This window comes from Desulfobacterales bacterium, assembly GCA_034003325.1.
Classification (GTDB): domain Bacteria; phylum Desulfobacterota; class Desulfobacteria; order Desulfobacterales; family JAFDDL01; genus JAVEYW01.
In genome coordinates this window covers 16,321-37,610 of record JAVEYW010000005.1, presented here as the reverse complement: position 1 = coordinate 37,610, position 21,290 = coordinate 16,321, and the positions used below count along the sequence as shown (strand labels likewise).

General features: G+C 51.4%; 21 protein-coding genes and 1 riboswitch. Of the genes, 9 read left to right on the top strand and 12 right to left on the bottom strand.

The genetic code is table 11. The features are described from left to right. Positions 1-328 precede the first annotated feature (328 nt). On the top strand, positions 329-925 hold the full coding sequence (locus RBT11_06420) for a flavodoxin family protein (protein MDX9786388.1): 597 nt from the start codon (positions 329-331) through the stop codon (positions 923-925). Between the two features lie 158 nt (positions 926-1,083). Here RBT11_06420 and ubiG read toward each other — a convergent pair whose 3' ends face one another. Beyond that, on the bottom strand, positions 1,084-1,791 hold the full coding sequence (ubiG, locus tag RBT11_06415) for a bifunctional 2-polyprenyl-6-hydroxyphenol methylase/3-demethylubiquinol 3-O-methyltransferase UbiG (GenBank protein MDX9786387.1): 708 nt from the start codon (positions 1,789-1,791) through the stop codon (positions 1,084-1,086). Positions 1,792-2,186: 395 nt separating this feature from the next. Here ubiG and cimA point away from each other — a divergent pair, with 395 nt between their 5' ends. Together cimA and RBT11_06405 are read left to right on the top strand one after the other, a co-directional pair. Further along, positions 2,187-3,836, top strand: a complete 1,650-nt coding sequence (cimA, locus tag RBT11_06410; protein MDX9786386.1) for a citramalate synthase — start codon at positions 2,187-2,189, stop codon at positions 3,834-3,836. Between the two features lie 269 nt (positions 3,837-4,105). After that, positions 4,106-5,647, top strand: coding sequence for a 2-isopropylmalate synthase (locus RBT11_06405; protein ID MDX9786385.1), 1,542 nt, complete (start codon positions 4,106-4,108; stop codon positions 5,645-5,647). A 60-nt stretch (positions 5,648-5,707) separates the two neighbouring features. Here the strand turns inward: RBT11_06405 and RBT11_06400 are convergent, their stop codons facing one another. The 9 genes from RBT11_06400 to RBT11_06360 all read right to left on the bottom strand — a co-directional run bounded on the left by RBT11_06400 (position 5,708) and on the right by RBT11_06360 (position 14,255). Next, on the bottom strand, positions 5,708-6,163 hold the full coding sequence (locus RBT11_06400; protein MDX9786384.1) for a ferritin family protein: 456 nt from the start codon (positions 6,161-6,163) through the stop codon (positions 5,708-5,710). A gap of 33 nt (positions 6,164-6,196) precedes the next feature. Beyond that, positions 6,197-7,117: a dihydroorotate dehydrogenase gene (locus RBT11_06395; protein MDX9786383.1), complete on the bottom strand. Its 921-nt coding sequence runs from the start codon at positions 7,115-7,117 to the stop codon at positions 6,197-6,199. A gap of 918 nt (positions 7,118-8,035) precedes the next feature. Next, positions 8,036-9,187, bottom strand: coding sequence for an acyl-CoA dehydrogenase family protein (locus RBT11_06390; GenBank protein MDX9786382.1), 1,152 nt, complete (start codon positions 9,185-9,187; stop codon positions 8,036-8,038). An 82-nt stretch (positions 9,188-9,269) separates the two neighbouring features. Further along, positions 9,270-9,812 (bottom strand): 2-oxoacid:acceptor oxidoreductase family protein, encoded by a 543-nt coding sequence (locus RBT11_06385; GenBank protein ID MDX9786381.1) that lies wholly within the window; start codon positions 9,810-9,812, stop codon positions 9,270-9,272. A gap of 15 nt (positions 9,813-9,827) precedes the next feature. Further along, positions 9,828-10,565 (bottom strand): thiamine pyrophosphate-dependent enzyme, encoded by a 738-nt coding sequence (locus tag RBT11_06380; GenBank protein ID MDX9786380.1) that lies wholly within the window; start codon positions 10,563-10,565, stop codon positions 9,828-9,830. Positions 10,566-10,618: 53 nt separating this feature from the next. Continuing rightward, positions 10,619-11,689: a 3-methyl-2-oxobutanoate dehydrogenase subunit VorB gene (gene vorB / locus RBT11_06375; GenBank protein MDX9786379.1), complete on the bottom strand. Its 1,071-nt coding sequence runs from the start codon at positions 11,687-11,689 to the stop codon at positions 10,619-10,621. Between the two features lie 19 nt (positions 11,690-11,708). After that, on the bottom strand, positions 11,709-11,936 hold the full coding sequence (locus tag RBT11_06370; GenBank protein MDX9786378.1) for a ferredoxin family protein: 228 nt from the start codon (positions 11,934-11,936) through the stop codon (positions 11,709-11,711). Between the two features lie 257 nt (positions 11,937-12,193). Beyond that, complete coding sequence (locus tag RBT11_06365) at positions 12,194-13,048, bottom strand: 3-hydroxybutyryl-CoA dehydrogenase (protein MDX9786377.1); 855 nt, start codon at positions 13,046-13,048, stop codon at positions 12,194-12,196. 31 nt (positions 13,049-13,079) lie between these two features. Then, positions 13,080-14,255, bottom strand: coding sequence for an acetyl-CoA C-acetyltransferase (locus RBT11_06360; protein ID MDX9786376.1), 1,176 nt, complete (start codon positions 14,253-14,255; stop codon positions 13,080-13,082). Between the two features lie 164 nt (positions 14,256-14,419). Then, a riboswitch (TPP riboswitch) is annotated at positions 14,420-14,526 on the top strand. A gap of 90 nt (positions 14,527-14,616) precedes the next feature. Between RBT11_06360 and thiS the strand changes: the two genes are divergently transcribed. From thiS to hemW, 6 genes are all read left to right on the top strand, one after another. Beyond that, positions 14,617-14,814: a sulfur carrier protein ThiS gene (gene thiS / locus RBT11_06355; GenBank protein ID MDX9786375.1), complete on the top strand. Its 198-nt coding sequence runs from the start codon at positions 14,617-14,619 to the stop codon at positions 14,812-14,814. 3 nt (positions 14,815-14,817) lie between these two features. Continuing rightward, entirely contained in the window at positions 14,818-15,600 is a 783-nt protein-coding gene (locus tag RBT11_06350) for a thiazole synthase (protein ID MDX9786374.1), read from the top strand. A gap of 33 nt (positions 15,601-15,633) precedes the next feature. After that, positions 15,634-16,740, top strand: a complete 1,107-nt coding sequence (gene thiH / locus RBT11_06345) for a 2-iminoacetate synthase ThiH (protein MDX9786373.1) — start codon at positions 15,634-15,636, stop codon at positions 16,738-16,740. Positions 16,741-16,752: 12 nt separating this feature from the next. Beyond that, entirely contained in the window at positions 16,753-17,388 is a 636-nt protein-coding gene (gene thiE, locus RBT11_06340) for a thiamine phosphate synthase (protein MDX9786372.1), read from the top strand. A 117-nt stretch (positions 17,389-17,505) separates the two neighbouring features. Then, on the top strand, positions 17,506-18,795 hold the full coding sequence (gene thiC / locus RBT11_06335; GenBank protein ID MDX9786371.1) for a phosphomethylpyrimidine synthase ThiC: 1,290 nt from the start codon (positions 17,506-17,508) through the stop codon (positions 18,793-18,795). A 2-nt stretch (positions 18,796-18,797) separates the two neighbouring features. Further along, positions 18,798-19,949: a radical SAM family heme chaperone HemW gene (gene hemW, locus RBT11_06330; protein MDX9786370.1), complete on the top strand. Its 1,152-nt coding sequence runs from the start codon at positions 18,798-18,800 to the stop codon at positions 19,947-19,949. A 130-nt stretch (positions 19,950-20,079) separates the two neighbouring features. Here the strand turns inward: hemW and RBT11_06325 are convergent, their stop codons facing one another. Both RBT11_06325 and RBT11_06320 read right to left on the bottom strand, forming a co-directional pair. Further along, entirely contained in the window at positions 20,080-20,217 is a 138-nt protein-coding gene (locus RBT11_06325) for a hypothetical protein (protein ID MDX9786369.1), read from the bottom strand. Between the two features lie 341 nt (positions 20,218-20,558). Continuing rightward, on the bottom strand, positions 20,559-21,269 hold the full coding sequence (locus tag RBT11_06320; GenBank protein MDX9786368.1) for a PEP-CTERM sorting domain-containing protein: 711 nt from the start codon (positions 21,267-21,269) through the stop codon (positions 20,559-20,561). Positions 21,270-21,290: the final 21 nt, after the last annotated feature.

The following is a 21,290-nucleotide window of genomic DNA, read 5'->3' as shown; positions in this document are numbered from 1 at the left end:
CGCACGTTGACCCGGTAAACACCCCTTCTATTCGGCTGCCCTATCTATATCCGCATGACGAAGCGTTTTGATCGGTACTTCCGAAATCCGCGGATTCAATCAATCCCCAAGATACGCCCTGTCACAACAGCGCCGCGTTACAGCGTTCACGCTTCCAATTGCGGATTTTTCCAATATTCAGCAAGCTTTGTCAAGCCTCAACAAAACAAGTGGGAAAATCTTCTTGAACGTTTGCACGGAATTTGAGAAAATAACAACAAAGTAACAAAAGCGGCCATACGGTCGATTGCGTTATCGGAAAAATGATCTGAAACTTGAGGAAAAATCGATGCCCCCGTTGCTCGTTGCCGTTTATGGAAGCCCGCGCCGAAAAGGAAACACAGCGGCTTTATTGAAACAAGCCGTCCTGGGCGCCAGGGATGCCGGCGCATCCGTTGAAGAAGTGGTGCTGCGGGATCTTAAGATCTCCCCCTGCCTTGAAATTTATGCCTGTAAAAAAGAGGGGGAATGCGCCATCAAAGATGACTTTCAAGCCTTGCGCGATAAGATTATTTCGGCCAAAGGCCTGATGATCGCCTCGCCGGTTTTTTTCTATTCCGTCAGTGCGCACACCAAGGCCATGATGGATCGATTCCAGTCCCAATGGGTAAGGAAATACTGGATTGATGAAATGCCTTATAGCCAACGGAAATTTAAAAGAAAAGGGCTCGTCATCAGCCTTGGCGCCACCAAGGGGAAAAAACTCTTCGATGGTCTTGTTTTGTCCATGAAATATTTCTTCGACACCCTGGATATGGAGCTTTGGCGTGCACTCACCTATCGCGGCATCGATTCAGAAGGGGAAATCAACCGCTACCCGGAATTTCTGCAGGAAGCCTATGCCTCAGGCAAGGCACTTGCCGAGCTTTTATCCAAAGATAGCTAACATTTTGAATTCAGAATGAGCCATTTTCAAAACGTTCCAGTTCGGTCGAGGTCAAGGCGCGCGAAAATTTCAACCGGAGGAATACATGAAGTATTTTTGAGGATTGAAATTTGAGCGCAACGCAGAGGTCGGCCGAAATGGGGCGTTTTGAAACTGGCTCAGAATGATTTCGTAAAATGGATAAGATAGTTCACCCGGCCCGTTTTGCCGAGAAAATAACGTTTTGTAAAGGGGTTATAATTCATCCAGGTCAAATTCCGGCATGTTAGTCCCGCCTCCCCGGCCAGGTGCTTAAGTTCGGTGGCCTTCACAAACCTTCTATATTGATGGGTTCCCCTGGCAATCAACCGCAGCACATATTCCGCGCCAATGATAGCAAACAGCCCGGCAATGAGATTCCGATCCAGCGTGGCAAAAAACACATCCCCGCCCGGTCTCACCAACCGAGCACAGGCGGCCACAATGGAAGTCGGATTCTCCACATGCTCCAGCAGTTCAAAACAGGTAACGATATCAAATTCATTCGCATGCTTCCGGGAAAAGGCTTCAGCCGTTGATTGCCGGTAGCCAATTTCGAAACCACCCCATGCGGCATGATCGCGGGCCGCTTGAAGCGGGCCCTCGGCCATGTCAATACCCTTTACCCGCGCTCCCTTCCGGGCCATGGCTTCAGCCAGAATGCCGCCGCCGCAACCGACATCCAAGACGCGTTTTGCGTATAACGGTGAGCGATCATCGATGTATTTCAATCTAAGCGGGTTAATATCGTGCAGGGATTTAAGAACGCCGTTCGTATCCCACCAGTACGCCGCCATCGATTCGAACTTTGCAATCTCACCCGCATCAATGTTGTCCCAATCCGTCATGACACTCCCGCAAATTTCAGCGTTACCCCATTCCTGTGCAGCGATTGGTCTATATCGTTTTACCGAACAAATGTCCATCTTCTCGCCGGCGGACGTATTCATTAAAAACAACTTGACATTATCGCTTTACGTGGTATTGATCAAAAAATTAATTACTTTGGAAAAATGGGATGAAAAAAGCCATCGTCATTATTAATCTGCTTAACCTTATTAGTTACCTCGCGGCAAAGGATCTTATTTGCTGCGGGGAAACGGGTTGATAATGGCTTAAAATTAATACCGACCGAACAAGACCAAAACCGTTATCAGCCCCTCAGTTGATAACGGTTTTTTTTTCACGGCAAGTCCGACCCGGCCTATTGGCCTGATCGGGAAATCAACATCGGGAGAAAGCAATGGAACCGATTTTTCTGTACGATACCACCTTGAGAGACGGCACTCAGGGAGAAAGCATCAACTTTTCCGCTCAGGAAAAAATCAATATCGCTAAGCGACTGGATGAATTGGGGATTCATTATATAGAAGGCGGCTGGCCGGGTTCCAACCCCCGGGACATGCAATTCTTTGAACTGGCGCGAAAAACCGCTTTTTCCCAAGCCCGCATCACCGCCTTTGGCGCGACCCGAAGACCGGGTATCACCCCCGCACAGGACGAAAACCTCCAAGCACTGATCGCCAGCGGTACGCAAGCGGTCACCCTTGTGGGAAAAAGCTGGGATTTACATGTGGCGATCATGAACAACACGCTTGAAGAGAACCTGAAAATGATCTCTGAGAGCATCCGTTACCTGAAAGATCAGGATCGTGAAGTCATTTATGACGCGGAGCACTTTTTTGACGGGTACAAGGAAAATCCGGACTACGCCATGCAAACCCTGGCCGCGGCCATTGAGAGCGGCGCGAATTTTCTGGTGCTATGCGACACCAACGGCGGCACGCTGCATTATGATATCGAAACAATCGTCCAAAGGGTTCATGCCGCCCTGGCCGACCACCAAACACCCCATAAACCCGGCGCCGGGGTGCGGCTCGGCATTCACGCGCACAATGATTGCGCTTCTGCGGTCGCCAATACGATCTCAGCGATACGGGCCGGCGCGGTCATGGTTCAAGGCACCATCAATGGATACGGCGAGCGGTGCGGAAATGCCGACATGACTTCTATCATTCCGATTTTATGCTGTAAAATGAATCGACCGTGCGTTAGCTTGGACCAATTGGCCACCTTAAAAAAAGTATCCCGATATGTCAGCGAAACCGCCAATATGACGCCGCTGAATTCGAGACCCTTTGTCGGCCGTAGCGCCTTTGCCCATAAAGGCGGCATCCATGTCAGCGCCATCGTCAAGCAGCCAAAGGCTTATGAGCATATGGAGCCGGGCATCGTGGGAAACTCCCGACGGGTGCTCGTTTCGGATATGTCCGGCAAAACCAATGTGGAATACAAAGCCCGCGAGCTGGGCGTTTCGCTGGAAGGCAACGGCGTGGACAGTCGTGAAATCGTCAATGAAATAAAGCGGCTTGAGCAGGAAGGGTTTCAGTTTGACGTGGCAGACGGCTCCCTTAAAATTCTGCTTCAAAAGCTGACGGGCCAATTCAAGCCGCTGTTCACGCTGGAAAATTATCGAATCTCCATGGAAAAAGACCGGGATGAGCACGCCTGGGCTCATGCCATTACCAAGGTCTCGGTCGAAGGCCAGAAGGAAATGACAACCGCCGAAGGAGACGGGCCGGTCAACGCGCTTGACAATGCCTTACGAAAAGTCATGAAGAAATTTTATCCACATTTGGGGTTAGATGCCCTTCGACTGGTAGACTACAAGGTGCGGGTTATCGACGGCAGAGACGCCACAGCGGCCAAGGTTCGGGTTATTATCGATTCAAGAGATCACGAAGATATCTGGACCACCACGGGCGTTTCCACCGACATTATCGAGGCCAGCTGGCAGGCACTTTCAGACAGTTTTCAGTACAAGCTGTCCAAAGACTTGCTGGCTGTGGAAAACTCATCGGCAGTTGAATCGCCATCGTTGGTAAATTCTTAAAACGCAGGGCCAATGATGTTAACCCTGGCTTTCCGCCCGCTTGATATGATGAGCGGCGCAGAGGCCGATCACAAAAGAGCAGAAACCCACATGAGCACGACGAAAGTCAAAGAGAGGTCCTACGCCGCAAAGGGAAAAGTCCTTTTTCCTTTGCGGCCGATGCTTCCACGATGCGGTCGATAATGGAAGGTCGAATACCGGATATTGAAACAAAGTCAAATACAGGTCGGCACCGCTGATCAGCAACCCCATCGAAAGGACAAAATAGCATGAACCAAGACCGCGTCATCATCTTCGACACGACATTAAGAGACGGCGAGCAATCTCCCGGCGCCAACATGAATACCGCGGAAAAACTGCAAATCGCCGCCCAACTGGAAAAACTGGGCGTAGATATCATAGAAGCCGGTTTTCCGGCGGCATCCGAAGGCGACTTCGAGGCTGTCTCCCAGATTGCCAAAAAACTCAAAAAAACCTGCGTTCTAGGCCTTGCCCGCACCTCAAAAGAGGACATCGATCGCGTATGGGGTGCAGTCCAACATGCAGCACATCCTGGAATTCATGTTTTTCTGGCCACCTCCGAGTTGCACATGAAGTATAAGCTAAACATGACCCGTGAAGAGGTGATGAAAACCACCGTGGAGTCGGTCCAATACGCCAAATCCTTCACAGACAAAATCGAATTTTCCGCCGAGGACGGCTCCAGAACGGACCGGGATTTTCTCTGCCGCGTGTTTGAAGCGGCCATTGCGGCCGGCGCCACCACGGTCAATCTGCCGGATACGGTTGGCTACGCCATTCCCGAAGAGTTCGGCAATCTGGTCAAATATGTCATCGCTAACACACCCAATATACATCAAGCGGTGCTCAGTGTTCACTGCCATAACGATCTGGGACTTGCCACCGCCAATACACTGGCAGCCATTCAAGCCGGCGCGAGGCAGGCCGAGGTAACGATCAACGGCATCGGAGAACGGGCCGGCAATACCTCCCTGGAGGAAGTCGTCATGGCGCTTCACACGCGGCCCAATTTCTTCCCGATCGGCACCAATATTCGCACGGAACTGATCTATCCCACCAGCCGTCAGGTGAGCATGATCAGCGGCATGATCGTTCAGCCCAACAAGGCAATCGTGGGTGCCAACGCTTTTGCACATGAGTCCGGAATTCACCAGGACGGCGTCCTCAAAAATCCCATGACCTATGAGATCATGAAACCGGAAACGATTGGTCTGAGCACGAACAGGCTGGTTCTGGGCAAGCACTCGGGGCGTCATGCCCTGAGAAATCGCCTCAAGGAGATGGGCTACGATCTTTCCGATGAGGAACTGAAAATCGTATTTAAAAAATTCAAGGATCTGGCGGACAAGAAAAAACATGTCATGGACGAGGATCTCGAAGCGCTCGTCACCGAAGGAATTCTGCGAACCACGGATGCCTTTCAACTCGAATACATGCACATCACCAGCGGTACGACCGTGATGCCCATGGCTAGTGTTCAAATGCGCGTTAATCAGCATTCGGTAAAGGGGGCGAAGTTCGGCAGCGGTCCCATTGACGCCGTCTTCAACGCCATCAAGGAACTTACCGGTGCGAAATCAGACATGCTTCGATTTACGATTCGCGCACTCACCGAGGGGACGGATGCACTGGGCGAAGTTATTGTCCGCTTGAAAGAAAATGGGCTTCTTGCCCTAGGGCGCGGTTCCGATGAAGACATTATCATCGCCAGCGCCAAGGCCTATATTAACGGGTTAAACCGTATGGAATATTTAAAAGCCAATCCGGTAAGCGACCTGCAAGGGTTGTAACCGGCAAGATCATACAAAATCCCCGGGAAACCGGGGATTTTGTATGATTACATTCTGTTGCTAATCACCCATCTTGGCCATATAATCATCCAGCAGGGTTTCGAATTTGAGTTTATGTTTGGCCTCCTCCTGACACAGGGCCTTGAAAACCTTTTTCACATCCGGCGACTCCGCTCGGTCCTGTAGCTCATTATACAGCGCAAGGGCTTTTTCTTCGCGCTTTCCGGCCAGAATGAGAATATCCCGATAGGACATTCCCTTCTCGTAAGGGACATCCACCTGATAATTACTGCGTTTGATGTCCGGTATCCACTCCCATTTGTACCCGGCAAGATTCGTTTTTTCGATTCCTTTAAGCATGGCCTGATGTTTTCGTTCTTCAAGCGCAAACTCCTTCAGCAGCGTTTTAAGACCACTCATAGACTCCATCTCGGCAGCCTCCAGATAAAAGGCCTCTGCTTCCTTTTCCCTTTCAACCGCGAACTCTATGATATCCTTAAATGATTTGAAATTCATCCCCATCTCCTTTCAATTAGGTATTCCGGATGGCTACACGCTGAGCGTACCGACTAACTCCCTTACCGCTGTTATATTCATTTGTATCAGATAGGAGGTGATCCCATCAAGTATTTCCATCGTTGCCCGAGGGTTGATAAAATTCGCAGTACCGATCTGCACCGCGCTGGCGCCCGCGATCATAAACTCCAGGGCGTCACGGGTCGTCATGATGCCACCGATGCCGATCACCGGCACCTTAACCGCTTGAGCAACCTGCCAGACCATTCGCAGCGCTACCGGCTTAATGGCCGGACCGGAAAGCCCACCCGTAATGTTGGCCAGCACCGGCTTTCTCGAATAAATGTCAATCGCCATGCCGGTAAGCGTGTTAATGAGGGAAATTGCATCGGCGCCGGCACCTTCCACCCTGCGCGCAATTTCCGTCACATCGGTCACATTCGGAGAAAGTTTGGCGATAACAGGCTTTTTCGTTTGTTTCCGAACCGCAGCAATGACACCATAGGCCGCAACCGGATCAACGCCGAAGATCACACCGCCCGCTTTGACGTTCGGGCATGAAATATTGACTTCAACTGCCGCGACTGCATCCTGAGCATCAAGCCGTTCGGCCAATTCGGCATAAGCCGCCACTGTTTGGCCGTAAATATTGGCAATTACCGGGGTGAAAATGGTTTTCAGAAACGGTAGCTTCTCTTGTATAAACGCTTCAAGCCCGACATTTTCAAGACCGATCGCATTTAACATGCCGCAAGGGGTTTCCACGATTCGCGGCGGCGGATTCCCCTTTGCGGGCAACAAGGAAATCCCCTTAACAATGATGGCGCCCAATCGATTTAAATCGACAAGCGTTTCAAACTCGCGGCCGTACCCAAATGTTCCCGAGGCGCTCATCACCGGGTTTTTCAGTTTAAGTCCGCCGATATCAACACCCAAGTCAACCATGATATACATCTTCGTCGCCCGTTGACGGCGCTTTCCGCTTCAATTTCAATGCGCTTAAAAATGATTTTTTCGCTTTTCGATTAACATGAAACAGCAAGAGAATCTATAGAATTATTTCCGAGGGATGATGATCAATGCCGTCTATCGCCGGTGAGAAGCAAAGGCGTTCAGCCCGCCATAGGTTTAAAAATAATCAGCGGGGTTAAGTAAAGGCGCCGTTCGGGCCATCCGGGTGTCTGCGGTATTGAAGCCCGATTGGCATTTTGAGCATTCTGCAGGAAATCGGTGACTGTCGTCGGTCGATCCATTCACGCTGGTGCGGCTGCTTCAGCCTCAAAAAACATCAACAAAATCATATTTCCGGGTCGTCTGCGACTTCACATAATAGGAACTGACCAAAAAGAGCTAGTGGAAATCCATCTGTCTGCACTATCCCGTGACACTCTCCTGCATAGCGGATCAGAACGCCCGGGGAGAAGCCCTCTGCCCGAACGGCGCACACTATTGATGCTGTGTCTGAAAGCGGGAAATATCCCGTTGGGCCAATTAACCGAAAAAAAATCTATATCTATCTGGATCTGGTGGAGCTGGATGGGCAACCACGATTCAACGAATCGTGTTCGAGAAGTAGATAAGCCAAAGGCGTTTCTCAGTCAAGCCCTAATAATGACCGTTATGAAACGTTAACGACATTGGTTTAAACATATCGCAATTAATTGTTTTTTTATATATATTTTCTAATCAATACCTTCCAATGGCCTGTAGAATTTGCCACTGGGCGCCTATGAAAAATTTAACAAATCGAATCAATACGTTAAAAGCGTTATAAACAAGTTGTCAACAATTTGCATCCCGCTTATTTTCTAAAAATATCTCCGGTTATCTGCGATTTTACATGATGCCGTCATCAACATAAGCGCCTGACCGCTATCCCCTTTTATCCTTTAATAGGTGATTGGATATCACAACCCGTTGAATTTCCGATGTTCCTTCATAAATGGTAAATACCCGGGCGTCCCGGTAGAACCGCTCCACCGGATAATCCTTGGTAAAACCGTACCCACCGTGAATCTGGATCGCTTTGGCGGTAATTCGGTTGACCATCTCGGATGCGTAAAGTTTGGCCATGGCCGCCTGAAGGGTTACGTTTTCACCCCTGTCTTTCATGGCAGCCGCCAAAAACATGAGCTGCCGGGCAGCCTCAATGTCAACGGCCATATCCGCAAGGATAAACCTGAGCGCCTGAAACTTGGAGATTTTCTGCCCGAATTGCTCACGCTGCTTCGCGTATTTGACCGCCTCGTCAAAAGCGGCCTGCGCCAAACCAACGGATTGAGCCGCAATACCGATACGCCCCCCGTCCAAACCGGTCATGGCAATTTTAAATCCATCCCCGATTTTGCCCAGCAGGTTTTCCGCGGGTATGCGGCAGTTATCAAAAATCAAGTCCACCGTATCCGAAGCCCGAAGCCCCATTTTATCTTCCATGTGGCCAACGCTCATTCCCGGCGCCCCCTGCGGAACTAGAAAGGCACTGATTCCCTTATGACCGAGGTTCGGGTCTGTCTTGGCCGTCACAATAATCAGCCCACCGTTTTTACCGGAGGTAATGAAGCGTTTCGTTCCGTTTAACACATAGATATCGCCAGCCGGCTCGGCCGTTGTTTCCTGCCGAAGCGGATCAGAACCCGCAGTGGGCTCCGTCAGCGCAAAAGCGCCGATAATCTCGCCATTGGCCATGGGTTTGAGAAACCGCTCTTTTTGCTCGGGCGTACCGTAACGATAAAGGCTATCACAGACAATGGAATTATGAACCGACATGATAACCGCCGTGGAAGCACAGGAATAGGCAATCTCGGACAGGGCCAGCACATAACTGACGGTATCGGCGCCCTCGCCGTTATATGCTGCGGGCACCATCATTCCCATCAGCCCCAACTCAGCCATCTGCCTAATATTTTCTGCCGGAAAGGCTTTGGTTTGATCCCGCTCCGCAGCGGTTTGAGCGATAACTTTTCTGGAAAACTCCCGAACCATCGACTGAATCATGAGTTGCTCTTTGGTCAGTTGCACACTCATAACGATTCTCCCATACGCCCGGTCCGGCCGCCAGGGTGACAGCCGGGTTAGCCTTGCCTTTTTATACAACGCAATAAACGCGTTATTTCCCCTGCAATGCAACCTCGCGGCCGCGTTCCAATGCATCCATATTCATCGGAATCAATTTGACCTTTTTCGAAAACTCTTTTTTGACCGCCTTTTTTATGGCTTCAAACTCAATAATCTTACTTCTGGCGACAAAGGCACCCAATGCGACGATATTAGCGGCCTGAGGACTGCCGGCAGCCGCTGCAATCTCATTGGTGGGCACCTTTAACTCATCCACATCCGCCCTGCCCGCACCAATATCGATAATCGAGCTGTTAATCAAGACCACGCCGCCCGGCTTGACCGTGTGAATGAATTTTTCCAGACTCGGCCGGTTCATAGCGATCAAATGGCTCGGGTTTTTGATGACCGGAGACCCGATCACCCCGTCGCTGATCACCACGGTGCAATAGGCGGTTCCTCCTCTCATCTCGGGACCGTAAGAAGGGACCCAGGCCACCTGATAACCGCTCTCCATGGCAGCAGATGCCAGAATTTTGCCGATAAGCAATATCCCCTGACCGCCGAATCCGGCGAACATCACTTCTTGTTGCATACGTTTGTCCTCCTGTTATTCCGGCATTTTGAATTCACCCAAGGGATAGTAGGGCAGTAAATTTTCCTCGGCCCACGCAAGCGCTTTCACCGGTGTTAGGCCCCAGTTGGTGGGGCAGGTGCTGATAACTTCCACCAGGCTGAAACAACGATTCTCCATCTGATAGGTAAAGGCCTTTTTAATGGCCTTTTTCGCCTTAACGATGTACTTGGGTCGCAAAACAGCCTGGCGCGTTATATAGCTTGGTGTTTGCAGGGTGGCGAGCAGTTCGGACACTCGCAGCGGCATTCCGATATCCCGAGTATCGCGCCCCAATGGCGACGTGGTGGTTTTCTGGTTGGGCAGGCTCGTGGGGGCCATCTGACCGCCGGTCATGCCATACACGGCGTTATTAATAAAAATGGTGGTGAATTTCTCCCCCCGGTTGGCGGCATGAATAATTTCGCTCAACCCGATACTGGCCAAATCCCCATCGCCCTGGTAGGTAAACACCATCAAATCCGGTCGCACCCGTTTGATCCCCGTGGCCATGGCCGGCGCCCTGCCGTGGGCCGCTTCCTGAAAATCACAATTCAGATAATTATACATCAATACCGCACACCCCACGGGTGCAACTCCTACCGTGCGTTTTCGAATCCCCAGCTCATCGATAACTTCCGCCACCAGCCGGTTCGTTATGCCATGGGTACAGCCCGGGCAATAGTGGGTAGGGGTTTCCGTGAGGGTTTGCGGTCTATGAAATGCTTTGCCCATCTTATCATGCTCCTTATTTTATCTATTCCCTTCGGTGGAGACCGAAATGCGCCTTAATCGAGCATTCCCTTCAGAAAATCCACCACATGCTCGGGCGTAGGGATATCCCCCCCTGCCTTGCCGAACCATTTGACCGGGCACCGGCCCTGCACACTACGATCCACGTCTTCGATCATCTGACCCATATTCATCTCAATACTGGCAACCCCCACACAACTTTTCTTGCTTGCAGCCTCACGAATGGCCTGAACTGGAAACGGCCACAAACTCTTCGGACGTAGCATGCCGACTTCAATTCCGGCCTCTTTGAGAATATCAATGGCTGTCCGGCAAACCCGGCTCATGGTACCGAAAGACACAACCAGCAATCGATAATCCCCGTCCATATTATAGAGTTCATACCGAACCTCGTTTTGTTCAATCAGCTTATATTTATCCCGAAGCATCTCGTTATGCGCACTGAGCGCCTCTGCCTCAAGAAAAAGAGTTCTGACCAGGTTTCGTTTATCGCTATTTCGGGTTTCCATGCCGTTGGTGGCCCATTCGTCCTTGTTGCTCGGCGCAACGGCAGGACCGTCCGGGAAAGATACCGGCTCCATCATCTGGCCGATCAGCCCGTCACCCAGCAGCATTACGGGATTACGGTATTTTTCCGCCAATGGAAAAGCCACCATCATCATGTCAACAGCTTCCTGAACACTCGCCGGCGCCAGGACAATCAGTCGATAGTCCCCGTGTCCGCCGCCCTTGGTTGCCTGAAAATAGTCGGCCTGGGAAGGCAATATGCCACCCAGCCCCGGACCTCCCCGGACAATATTGACCAACACCGCCGGCAACTGCGCCGACGCAATATAACTGATGGCCTCGCTCATCAAACTGATGCCGGGGCTCGAGGAAGTGGTAAACACCCTTTCTCCGGCAGCGGAAGCGCCAAAAATCATATATCCCACCGCCACTTCACTCTCTCCCTGCAAAAAGCGCCCCCCCACTTCCGGCAGCCGCCTGGAAAGATATTCCGCCACCTCGGATTGAGGGGTGATCGGATAAGCAAAATAATTCAAACACCCCGCTTGAATGGCCGCCTCGGCGATCGCTTCGTTTCCTTTCATCAATACTTTGCCCATAAATAGTGTTTCCTTCCGGTTATTCCGCAGTCTCATCCTCTATTTCTTCAATGGTAATGGCCACATCCGGGCACATGATGCAGCAAGCCGAACACTTGATACAATCTTCGGGCCGCGCCTGATAGGCCGGCATATATCCCTTGATATTGACCTTTTTGGATAATTCCAGAACGTGTTTCGGGCATATCTCGACACACAAGCCGCAGCCCTTGCATCGTAACCCATCAATGCTGTGCTTAAACGACATCTTGCCTGACTCCTTTCTATATCCACCAAACCGAGCGTTCGCTCATTTTATATCGCGGGCCTTTCCACCGATGGCCATGTAATTAGACAACTATCTGAAAAAAAAGGCAATCCACTTTGGTTCGCCCAAATAAAAAAAGGCCGTAATTCATCCCATCGTATGAGGCGAATTGCGACCTTAACACAACTTTTTTAGAAAAACGAGATCTCTTGTTAAAAAAAACGACTTATTTTCAAAAAAGCCGAATCAGCACCGGCTTATTCGTTATATTCGTAAAACCCTCTTCCCGTCTTGCGTCCCAACCATCCTGCTTCGACATATTTCACCAGCAGCGGACAGGGCCGGTATTTTGAATCCTTAAATCCGTTGTAGATAGTTTCCATGATCGCCAGGCAAGTATCAAGCCCGATCAAATCAGCCAATGCCAGCGGGCCCATGGGGTGATTCATTCCCAGCTTCATCACCGTATCGATGTCTTCCTTGGTCCCCACACCGTGATAAAGCGCAAAAATCGCCTCGTTGATCATGGGCAGCAAAATCCGGTTGGCGATAAAGCCGGGATAGTCGTTGGCCGACGCCGGTGTTTTGCCGAATTTAAGCGCCAAATCCAAAGTGGTCTGAAAGGTGTCATCCGACGTGGCAATTCCGCGAATCACTTCCACCAGTTTCATCACCGGCACAGGGTTCATGAAATGCATGCCGATCACCTTATCGGGTCGACGGGTCTGAACCGCAATCCGGCCAATGGGTATCGAAGAGGTGTTGGAGGCGAGAATCACCTGCGGCGCGCAAATCACTTCTAGATCGCGGAAAATCTTAAACTTGACGGGTTCGTTTTCCGTCGCGGCTTCCACCACGAAATCCGCGTCCGCCATATCCTTCAATTCGACGGTTGGCTTGATTCGTCCCAGGATTTCATTTTTTTCGGCTTCCGCCATCTTCCCCTTGGCAACACTGCGGCCAAGGTTCTTGGCAATGGTATCGATGCCTTTGTCCACAAACTCCTGCTTGATATCGCTCATGATTACGGCCAGTCCGCTCATCGCCGCAACCTGCGCAATCCCATTGCCCATCTGACCGGCACCAATTACCCCAAATGTTTTAACATCCATTGTTTTCAACCGTCCCCGTATTTATTTGGTTTCATCTTTTTATAATTAGCGCGACCGCTTCCCCTCCCCCGAGACACAAAGAGGCAAGGCCGGTGCGTTTATTCCGTCGAATCATTTCATGAAGTAGGCTCACCAGAACCCGGCACCCGCTGGCGCCAATGGGATGACCCAGCGCAACGCTACCACCGTTGACGTTGACCTTTGCCGGATCGAGGCCCAACTCTCGAAGCACCGCCACGCTCGAGCCACTGAACGCTTCGTTAATTTCGTATAAATCGATATCGTCTTTGTGAATGCGCTCTTTTGCAAGGCATTTGGGTATTGCCCAAATGGGCGCAACCAGTACATATTTCATTTCAATCGCCGCCGATGCCTGCGCACCGATCGTGGCTAAAATGGGGCACCCCAGCGTTTCGGCCTTGGCCCGGGACATCACCACAGCTGCTGCCGCGCCGTCACTGATGATCGAAGCATTTCCGGCCGTACCCACACCCCCTGATTTAAAGGCGGGTTTCATTCCGGCCAGGGCATCATAACTGGTCGGCTTGGGGCATTCATCCCGGCTGAACAGTTTTATTTCACCCTTTCGGCGGGCCATCTCAATCGAAACGATTTCCTCGTCAAATATGCCGGACTCAACCGCCAACACCGCCCGGCGGTAGGATTCTTCGGCAAAGCGGTCTTGATCCTCGCGCGAGATGTTGTATTTTTCCGAGCACAACTCATTGCTCATGCCCATGTGAAAATCATTCACAATATCCCAGAGCCCGTCATGAATCATATGGTCCTGAAGAGCACCCGCGCCCATGCGATAACCGAATCTAGCTTTCTCAAGATAATACGGGGCATTGGTCATGCTTTCCATGCCACCGGCCACCACTACGTCCGCATCTCCCACGGCAATGGCTTGAGCGGCCAGCATCACGGCCTTAAGGCTTGAGCCGCATACCTTATTCACCGTCAGGCACTCGGCAGCATCCGGCATACCGGCCTTGACCGCTGCCTGCTTGGCCGGGTTCTGCCCGCTGCCGCACGGCAAAACCTGCCCCATGACCACCTCATTGACCACCTCTTTTGCAATGCCCGCCCGCTTCACGGCCTCAGCAATAACAATCCCGCCCAAATCAGTGGCACCCATGGCTTTTAGACTTCCATTAAAACTGCCGATAGGCGTTCGAACGGCACTGACAATGACGGCTTCCTGCATTCTGCGTTCCTTTGTTTCCGCTGTTTCAGAGATAGTATGTCGCTCCCTCAACGTTTTGTGTAGCAAATGCGACATTACCTAATTTTATTTTCAATTGTCAAGAAATTTTCATGGCAAAAAAAATCAATCATTGACAAACACCGAAGGACTTCATAGGAAGAAGCAAGACACGCTAGGGGTGCTGGAAAGCTGAGAAGAATTTTTGATAAGAATTCAACCCTTGGAACCTGATCCGGGTAATGCCGGCGAAGGGAAGCGGCTATTTAAATTATTTTAATTCAACACCGATATGCTTTAAAATAGTTGAAAGCCGTTCGCCTTTGCAGGTGAACGGCTTTTTTATTTTACAGGAGGACGCCGAATGAGGGTGACGGTAAACGGCAGCCCTGAAGACATAACGCCCTGCTCACTTCTTGCGTTTATTCAACTCAAGGGGCTCAGCGGCAAAGGCTTGGTCGTGGAGCACAATTACCGCATTATAAAAAAAGATGACTGGGATACCGTTTGGCTTGAAGAAAACGATAACCTGGAAGTACTAAGCTTTGTCGGGGGCGGCTGATCAATGAATAGAATGGAAAACGACCTGTTAAAAATCGGGAACAAAACCCTTAAGAACAGACTGCTGACTGGTACCGGGAAGTTCGCCGCCAAATCGCTGATTCCGAAAATGCTCGAAGCCAGCGGCTCCGAAATGATCACCGTGGCCTTGCGGCGCATTGATTTCAACTCTGAAACCGAAAACATTCTCGATTTCATTCCCGGCTATGTAACCGTACTACCCAACACGTCAGGCGCGCGCAATGAGCAGGAAGCCGTTCGAATCGCCCACATCGCAAGAGAAGCCGGATGCGGCGACTTTATTAAAATAGAGATCATCACGGATGTTAAATACCTCATGCCGGACAATCATGCCACCCTCCTGGCTACCGAAATCCTGGCAAAAGAAGGCTTTACGGTCCTGCCCTATGTTTTGCCGGATTTGCCGCTGGCAAGGCAGCTGGAAAACGCAGGGGCGGCTGCGGTCATGCCGCTGGGCGCGCCCATCGGCTCCAACCGGGGGCTTGAGACCCGTGCGCTGATCGAAATGCTGATTGAAAACTGCCGGGTACCGGTTATTGTGGATGCGGGCATCGGGCGCCCATCCCATGCGGCCGCCGCCATGGAAATGGGCGCTGATGCCGTCCTGGTCAATACGGCCATTTCTTCCGCCGAGGATCCGGCGACCATGGGCAAAGCCTTTTCCATGGCAGTTGCGGCCGGCCGAATGGCCTTTCTGGCCAAAATGAGAGAAGCGCGCAAGACCGCGGTGGCCTCTTCGCCCCTGACCGGTTTTTTATCCTTATAAAAATGCGGCGTGCAACCAAGGGAATAACTATAAATGTCATTTTATGGCAGGGTATTACAATTTGAGTCTTTTGATTTTAAAGGCTTTTTTAACAGCGTGTCCGATACGCAGGTGGTGCAAAGCCTGTCAAAGGACAAGCTGACCTGGCAGGATTTTTTAACCTTGCTGTCGCCCGCCGCCCTCCCCCATCTCGAGCCGATGGCGCAAAAGGCAAGGCAACTGACGATTCAATATTTCGGCCGGACCATTCAGCTTTACATTCCATTGTATATTTCAAATTATTGCAGCAACGAGTGCGTTTATTGCGGGTTTAATCGCACCAACAACATTCGTCGGAAAAAATTGACCCTGGATGAAATCGAAGCGGAAGCCGAGGCCATTTCGCGCACTGAAATGCGGCATATTCTGGTGCTGACGGGTGAAAACCGGGAAATAACCCCCATCGATTATATTGAAGCGGCCATTCAGATCATTAAAAAACGCTTTTCTTCGGTATCCATCGAAATGTTTCCCATGGATACGGACGAATATATCCGCCTGAAGGCCGCAGGCGTGGATGGCATGACAATTTACCAGGAAGTCTATGATCGCGATATCTATAAACAGGTCCATCTGGCCGGGAAAAAAACGGATTATCAATACCGGCTGGATACACCGGAACGAGGCGCGAAGGCCGGTTTTCGCATGATCAACGTGGGCGCGCTTTTCGGCCTGGGTGAAATACGGCGTGAAGCCTTTATGGCCGGCCTGCACGCCAAATACCTTGAAGACAACTTCCTGAACACCGAGATCAGCCTGTCGCTGCCGCGCATGAACACCGCAGAAGGCGGTTTCATTCCGTCCCATTCGGTAGACGATAAGACCTTTGTTCAATTTATTCTGGCCTATCGGCTGTTTCTGCCCCGGGCGGGCATCACCATTTCTACCCGGGAGTCCGCCGCTTTCAGGGACCGGCTTATGTTCCTGGGCGTTACCCGCATGTCCGCCGGCTCCAGAACGGACGTAGGCGGTTATACCAAACCCATGGAAAGCAGCACGGCCCAGTTTGAAATCACGGACCAGCGGGATGCGGCGCAAATCATTCAGGCCATCCGAGATCAGGGGTTTCAACCGGTATTTAAGGACTGGGAATTAATATAGCTGGGAGTAAGCATGCCAACACCATTACCAACCGGAATTTACGGAATTACCGCCGAAAAATTCTCCAACGGCAGGTCCAATGTGGCGGTCGCCCTGGAGATGATTCGAGGCGGCGTATCGGTACTTCAATATCGGGAAAAGCATGCCGATAAAAGCATTCGGACGATTTACGAGGAATGCCGCCGGCTCCGCGAAATAACGCGGGATCATGGGGTCATGTTTATCGTCAACGATTTTATCGATATCGCCATGCTGGTGGATGCCGACGGCGTGCATGTGGGTCAAGATGACCTGCCCGTGGCCGAGGTCCGAAAACTGGTGGGCGATAAGGTGATCGGGCTGTCCACCCACTCTCCGGTGCAAGCACGGGCTGCCTTAGCCGATGGCGCGGACTATATCGGAGTCGGGCCGATATATGAAACCCATACCAAGGACAATGTATGTGCGCCGGTGGGCCTTGAGTATCTGGAATGGGTCGTCACCCATGTGCCCATGCCCTTTGTGGCGATTGGCGGCATAAAAGAAACGAACATACGCGAGGTTCGCCGCCGGGGCGCCCGGACAGTCTGCCTGGTGACGGACATCGTCGGCGCGGCGGATATCAGCGGCAAGGTAAAAGGGCTCATCTCGGCGATGTCCGAGGACTGATGTTATCGCCAAAGACCACCCCCGCGCCAAGAAACGCGAAATGAAATTGATGCACTCGCAACCAATCGTAATTCGGACGGATTTGGAATAAGTCCACAATCAAGGAGAAAAACCATCATGACATACACCACCCAAATGGATGCCGCCAGGAAGGGCATTCTTACCCCTCAGATGAAGGATGTCCTGGCAAAAGAAAAAATCACGGAAACCGACCTGCTGGAACGGGTGGCGAGCGGCAAGATCGCGATTCCAGCCAATAAAAACCATGCCTCGCTTATCGGCGGCGGTATCGGGTTGGGGCTGACCACTAAGATCAATGTCAACCTCGGCGTTTCCGAAGACTGTTGCCATATTGATCTGGAACTAAGAAAAGTTCAGGCATCCATCGACATGAAGGCCGACGCCATCATGGATTTAAGCACCTTCGGCGATACCCGGGCGTTTCGAAGAAAGGTGGTTGAGCTCTGCCCGGTCATGATCGGCACGGTGCCGGTCTATGACGCGGTAGCCCGTTACGGGAAAACTGTCAAAGACATAACGGTGGATGATTTTTTCAATGTGGTGACGGCGCATGCCCAGGACGGTGTGGACTTTATGACCATTCATGCGGGACTCAACCGAATAGCGGTGGAACGAATTCGGAAAAACCCCCGTCTGACCCATATTGTCAGCCGAGGCGGGTCCGTGCTGCTCGAATGGATGGAAGAAAACCAACGGGAAAACCCCTTTTATGAACATTTTGACCGGCTGCTTGAGATCTGCCGGGAATACGACATTACCCTGAGTCTGGGCGATGGTCTTCGCCCGGGCTGCCTCAAAGACGCAACGGACGCGCCGCAAATTCAGGAGCTTATATTTCTGGGAGAGCTGACCCTGCAGGCATGGGAACGGGATGTGCAGGTCATGATCGAGGGCCCGGGTCATGTGCCGCTAAATGAAGTGGTGACCAACATGCAGATCGAAAAAAAGCTCTGCCACGGCGCACCATTTTATGTGTTGGGCCCCGTGGTCACGGATGTGGCGCCCGGATACGATCACATCACCTCGGCCATCGGCGGCGCACTGGCGGCATCGGCCGGCGCGGATTTTCTCTGTTACGTAACCCCTGCGGAACACCTGCGTCTGCCGGATTTAAACGACATCAAGGAAGGCATTGTCGCCACCCGAATCGCCGCCCACGCAGCGGATATCGCCAAAGGCATTCCCGGCGCCATGGATTGGGATATTCAAATGAGCGAGGCCCGAAAGAATCTCGACTGGGAAAAAATGCTCTCGCTGGCAATGGACCCCGAAAAGGCAAGCGCCTACCGGGAATCATCCCAACCGATTGACCGGGAAGTATGCACCATGTGCGGGGATTTATGCGCAGTAAAGCGAAGCCGAAAAATCCTCGAGGGCTATAAATAAAAATGGGCACTCCCCCCCCCCTGGCAGGCATATATATTCACATTCCCTTTTGCATTCAAAAATGCCGGTACTGTGATTTTTACTCCATCACGGACCGGCATGACATGGAACGCTTTGTTTCCGCCCTGATTCGGGAAATCAAACTGGCCAATAACCATTCACTTTTATTTGACACTCTTTATTTCGGCGGCGGCACGCCATCCGTTTTGCCGCCGGCGGCCATCGCGTCACTCATCGAAGCGGTGCAAGAGACGCTCCCCCTTCAACCCGAAGCTGAAATAACCATCGAAGTCAACCCGGGCACCCTCACGCACGACCATTTTCGAATGTACCGGGATGCCGGCGTCAACCGGCTAAATATCGGCGTTCAATCGTTTTGCGAGGACAACCTTCGATTTCTGGGCCGCGTGCATTCGGCCGACGAAGGCCGGCTCGCCATTAAAAGGGCCATATCCGCCGGGTTTGACAACATCGGGTTGGATCTGATCTTCGGGCTGCCCGGGCAATCCGAAACAGAATGGCAAGATGAAATCGCCGGCGCCCTGGCCTTTGAACCGGCCCACCTCTCCTGCTATCTGCTGACCTTTGAGCCGGGAACACCGCTGGACCAATACCGTTGCGACGGCAGGGTTCATCCCCTATCCGAAGACCTTGCCGCTAAACTGTTTAGTGTCACGCACCGGACGCTGAGCACGGCCGGCTATGAACATTATGAAATATCCAATTTCGCCAAAGGAAAAACCCGCCGTTCCTGGCACAATCAAAAATACTGGCTTCATGCGCCATATCTCGGTTTCGGACCTGCCGCGCATTCCTTCTTACCACCGCAACGCAAATGGAATCTCAAACATGTAACCGGCTATATCGAGCGCCTTAACAGCGGTCAGCCGCCGGCATTTGAGGCCGAGACGCTTTCCGGCGAGCAACTCATGATCGAGACGATATATCTGGGATTGCGACAATCGGATGGCGTGCAGATGGAAGAATTCAACCGCCGGTTTAATGTCCGGTTCGCCGACCAATTCCGCACCGTTCTTGAAAAAATGTCGATCGAAGGCTATCTCTCCATCACAAACCAAACCTGCGCCCTGACGCCGAAAGGCATGCTCTATGCCGACACCATCGCCGCCGCGTTCGCCGAATGGATCGATTAAGCCCGTAAGCCCGAAGGACTTGATCGATAGCGATTTTCGATTTGAGTTCTTTAAAATCAAAGTTCATTTGGATGGCTGCCTCGAAAAGACCTCTAAAAACAATTTTCCGCCCAGAACAGACAGCTCTTTTTTAAGCCGCAACGACCCGCAGTTGCGCGGCCATGGCATTAAGCAGGCTGAGATTTCCGGCGGCATGATCGACTAAAGTGGCTTTAAGCTCCTTTGCCGAAAGATGCGGTGCTCCGGCCTGGGAAAGACTGTGATTCAAGTAGCGAAATCATGATCCGCCGCCTGAAGGCCCATCTTGTCGGAGAGGGATTTGAGGATTTCTATCACCGGCATATGGTCCGCCTAAATATCGATAAGAGCCCCTTTCACTTCGATACCAAGCGAGGAGGCACTCGCGCTTCCCCTGTGCGCCGGCAAACAAAAAAGCGAAATGGCGCTTAAAAGCATCAAGATCTGAATTAATAGGCGGCGTCGGGCAGGCTGGTGGCTTGTCATGGCTGAAAATCGCGGTCCTTAATTCGTTGCTTAAAAAAACCAGAGGGGATGCGGATTTTCAACCACATCCCTTCTGAAATCGTAGCAATTGGCTGCAAAAAGAATTTATTGTCTTTTTCTTCTCACATATCCTCCCAGCGCCACCAAACCGAAACCCAGCAACAACATGGTGGACGGCTCGGGAACCGGAGTTTGTGAGAAATGCTGCGTAAAATCGATTAGGTCAACCGTACCGCCCTCATAACTGATCAGAAAAATATCTTTCCGTACCCAAATTTCCGATAGCGGATTAAAATTCGCTGAATCTGGATAATCTTGAATCCCTAGCCCTGGATCCCATTCAACCCATGGATCAAAGGATGTCACATCACCACCAAAGGGGCTCAGTAATGATGCATCAGTGGCTATATCTTCCCCGATTGCCAGAGAGCCCCAAGTCGCATCACCCAATATCGTCATAATACCCGAAAAATCGAGAGTAACGCCGTTAATAAAAAGAGAGGGATTCAGGACGGTCACCTTAAAGCTGATTTCAATATCAAGCCAATCGCCATCTTCTACATAAAAAGCACCGTTTGATAGAAAGCTAAGCCCCGGGTTTAAGGGGTTATCATTAATCCCGATAACTTCAATGCCCGTCGGATCGAAAGTACCAGCGTCATCAATCAGCACCTCGATGGCCCAATTATCAAAAAGCTTATCCCCGACCGTGATTGAAGTGCCGTTCAACAAATCCCCCATCAGTGCCGCATTACCCGTGCCGGATAACCCGATGACTAAAAACAACGTTAATAATACCATGCTTAGTTTTTTCATATGATTTTATACCTCCTGATT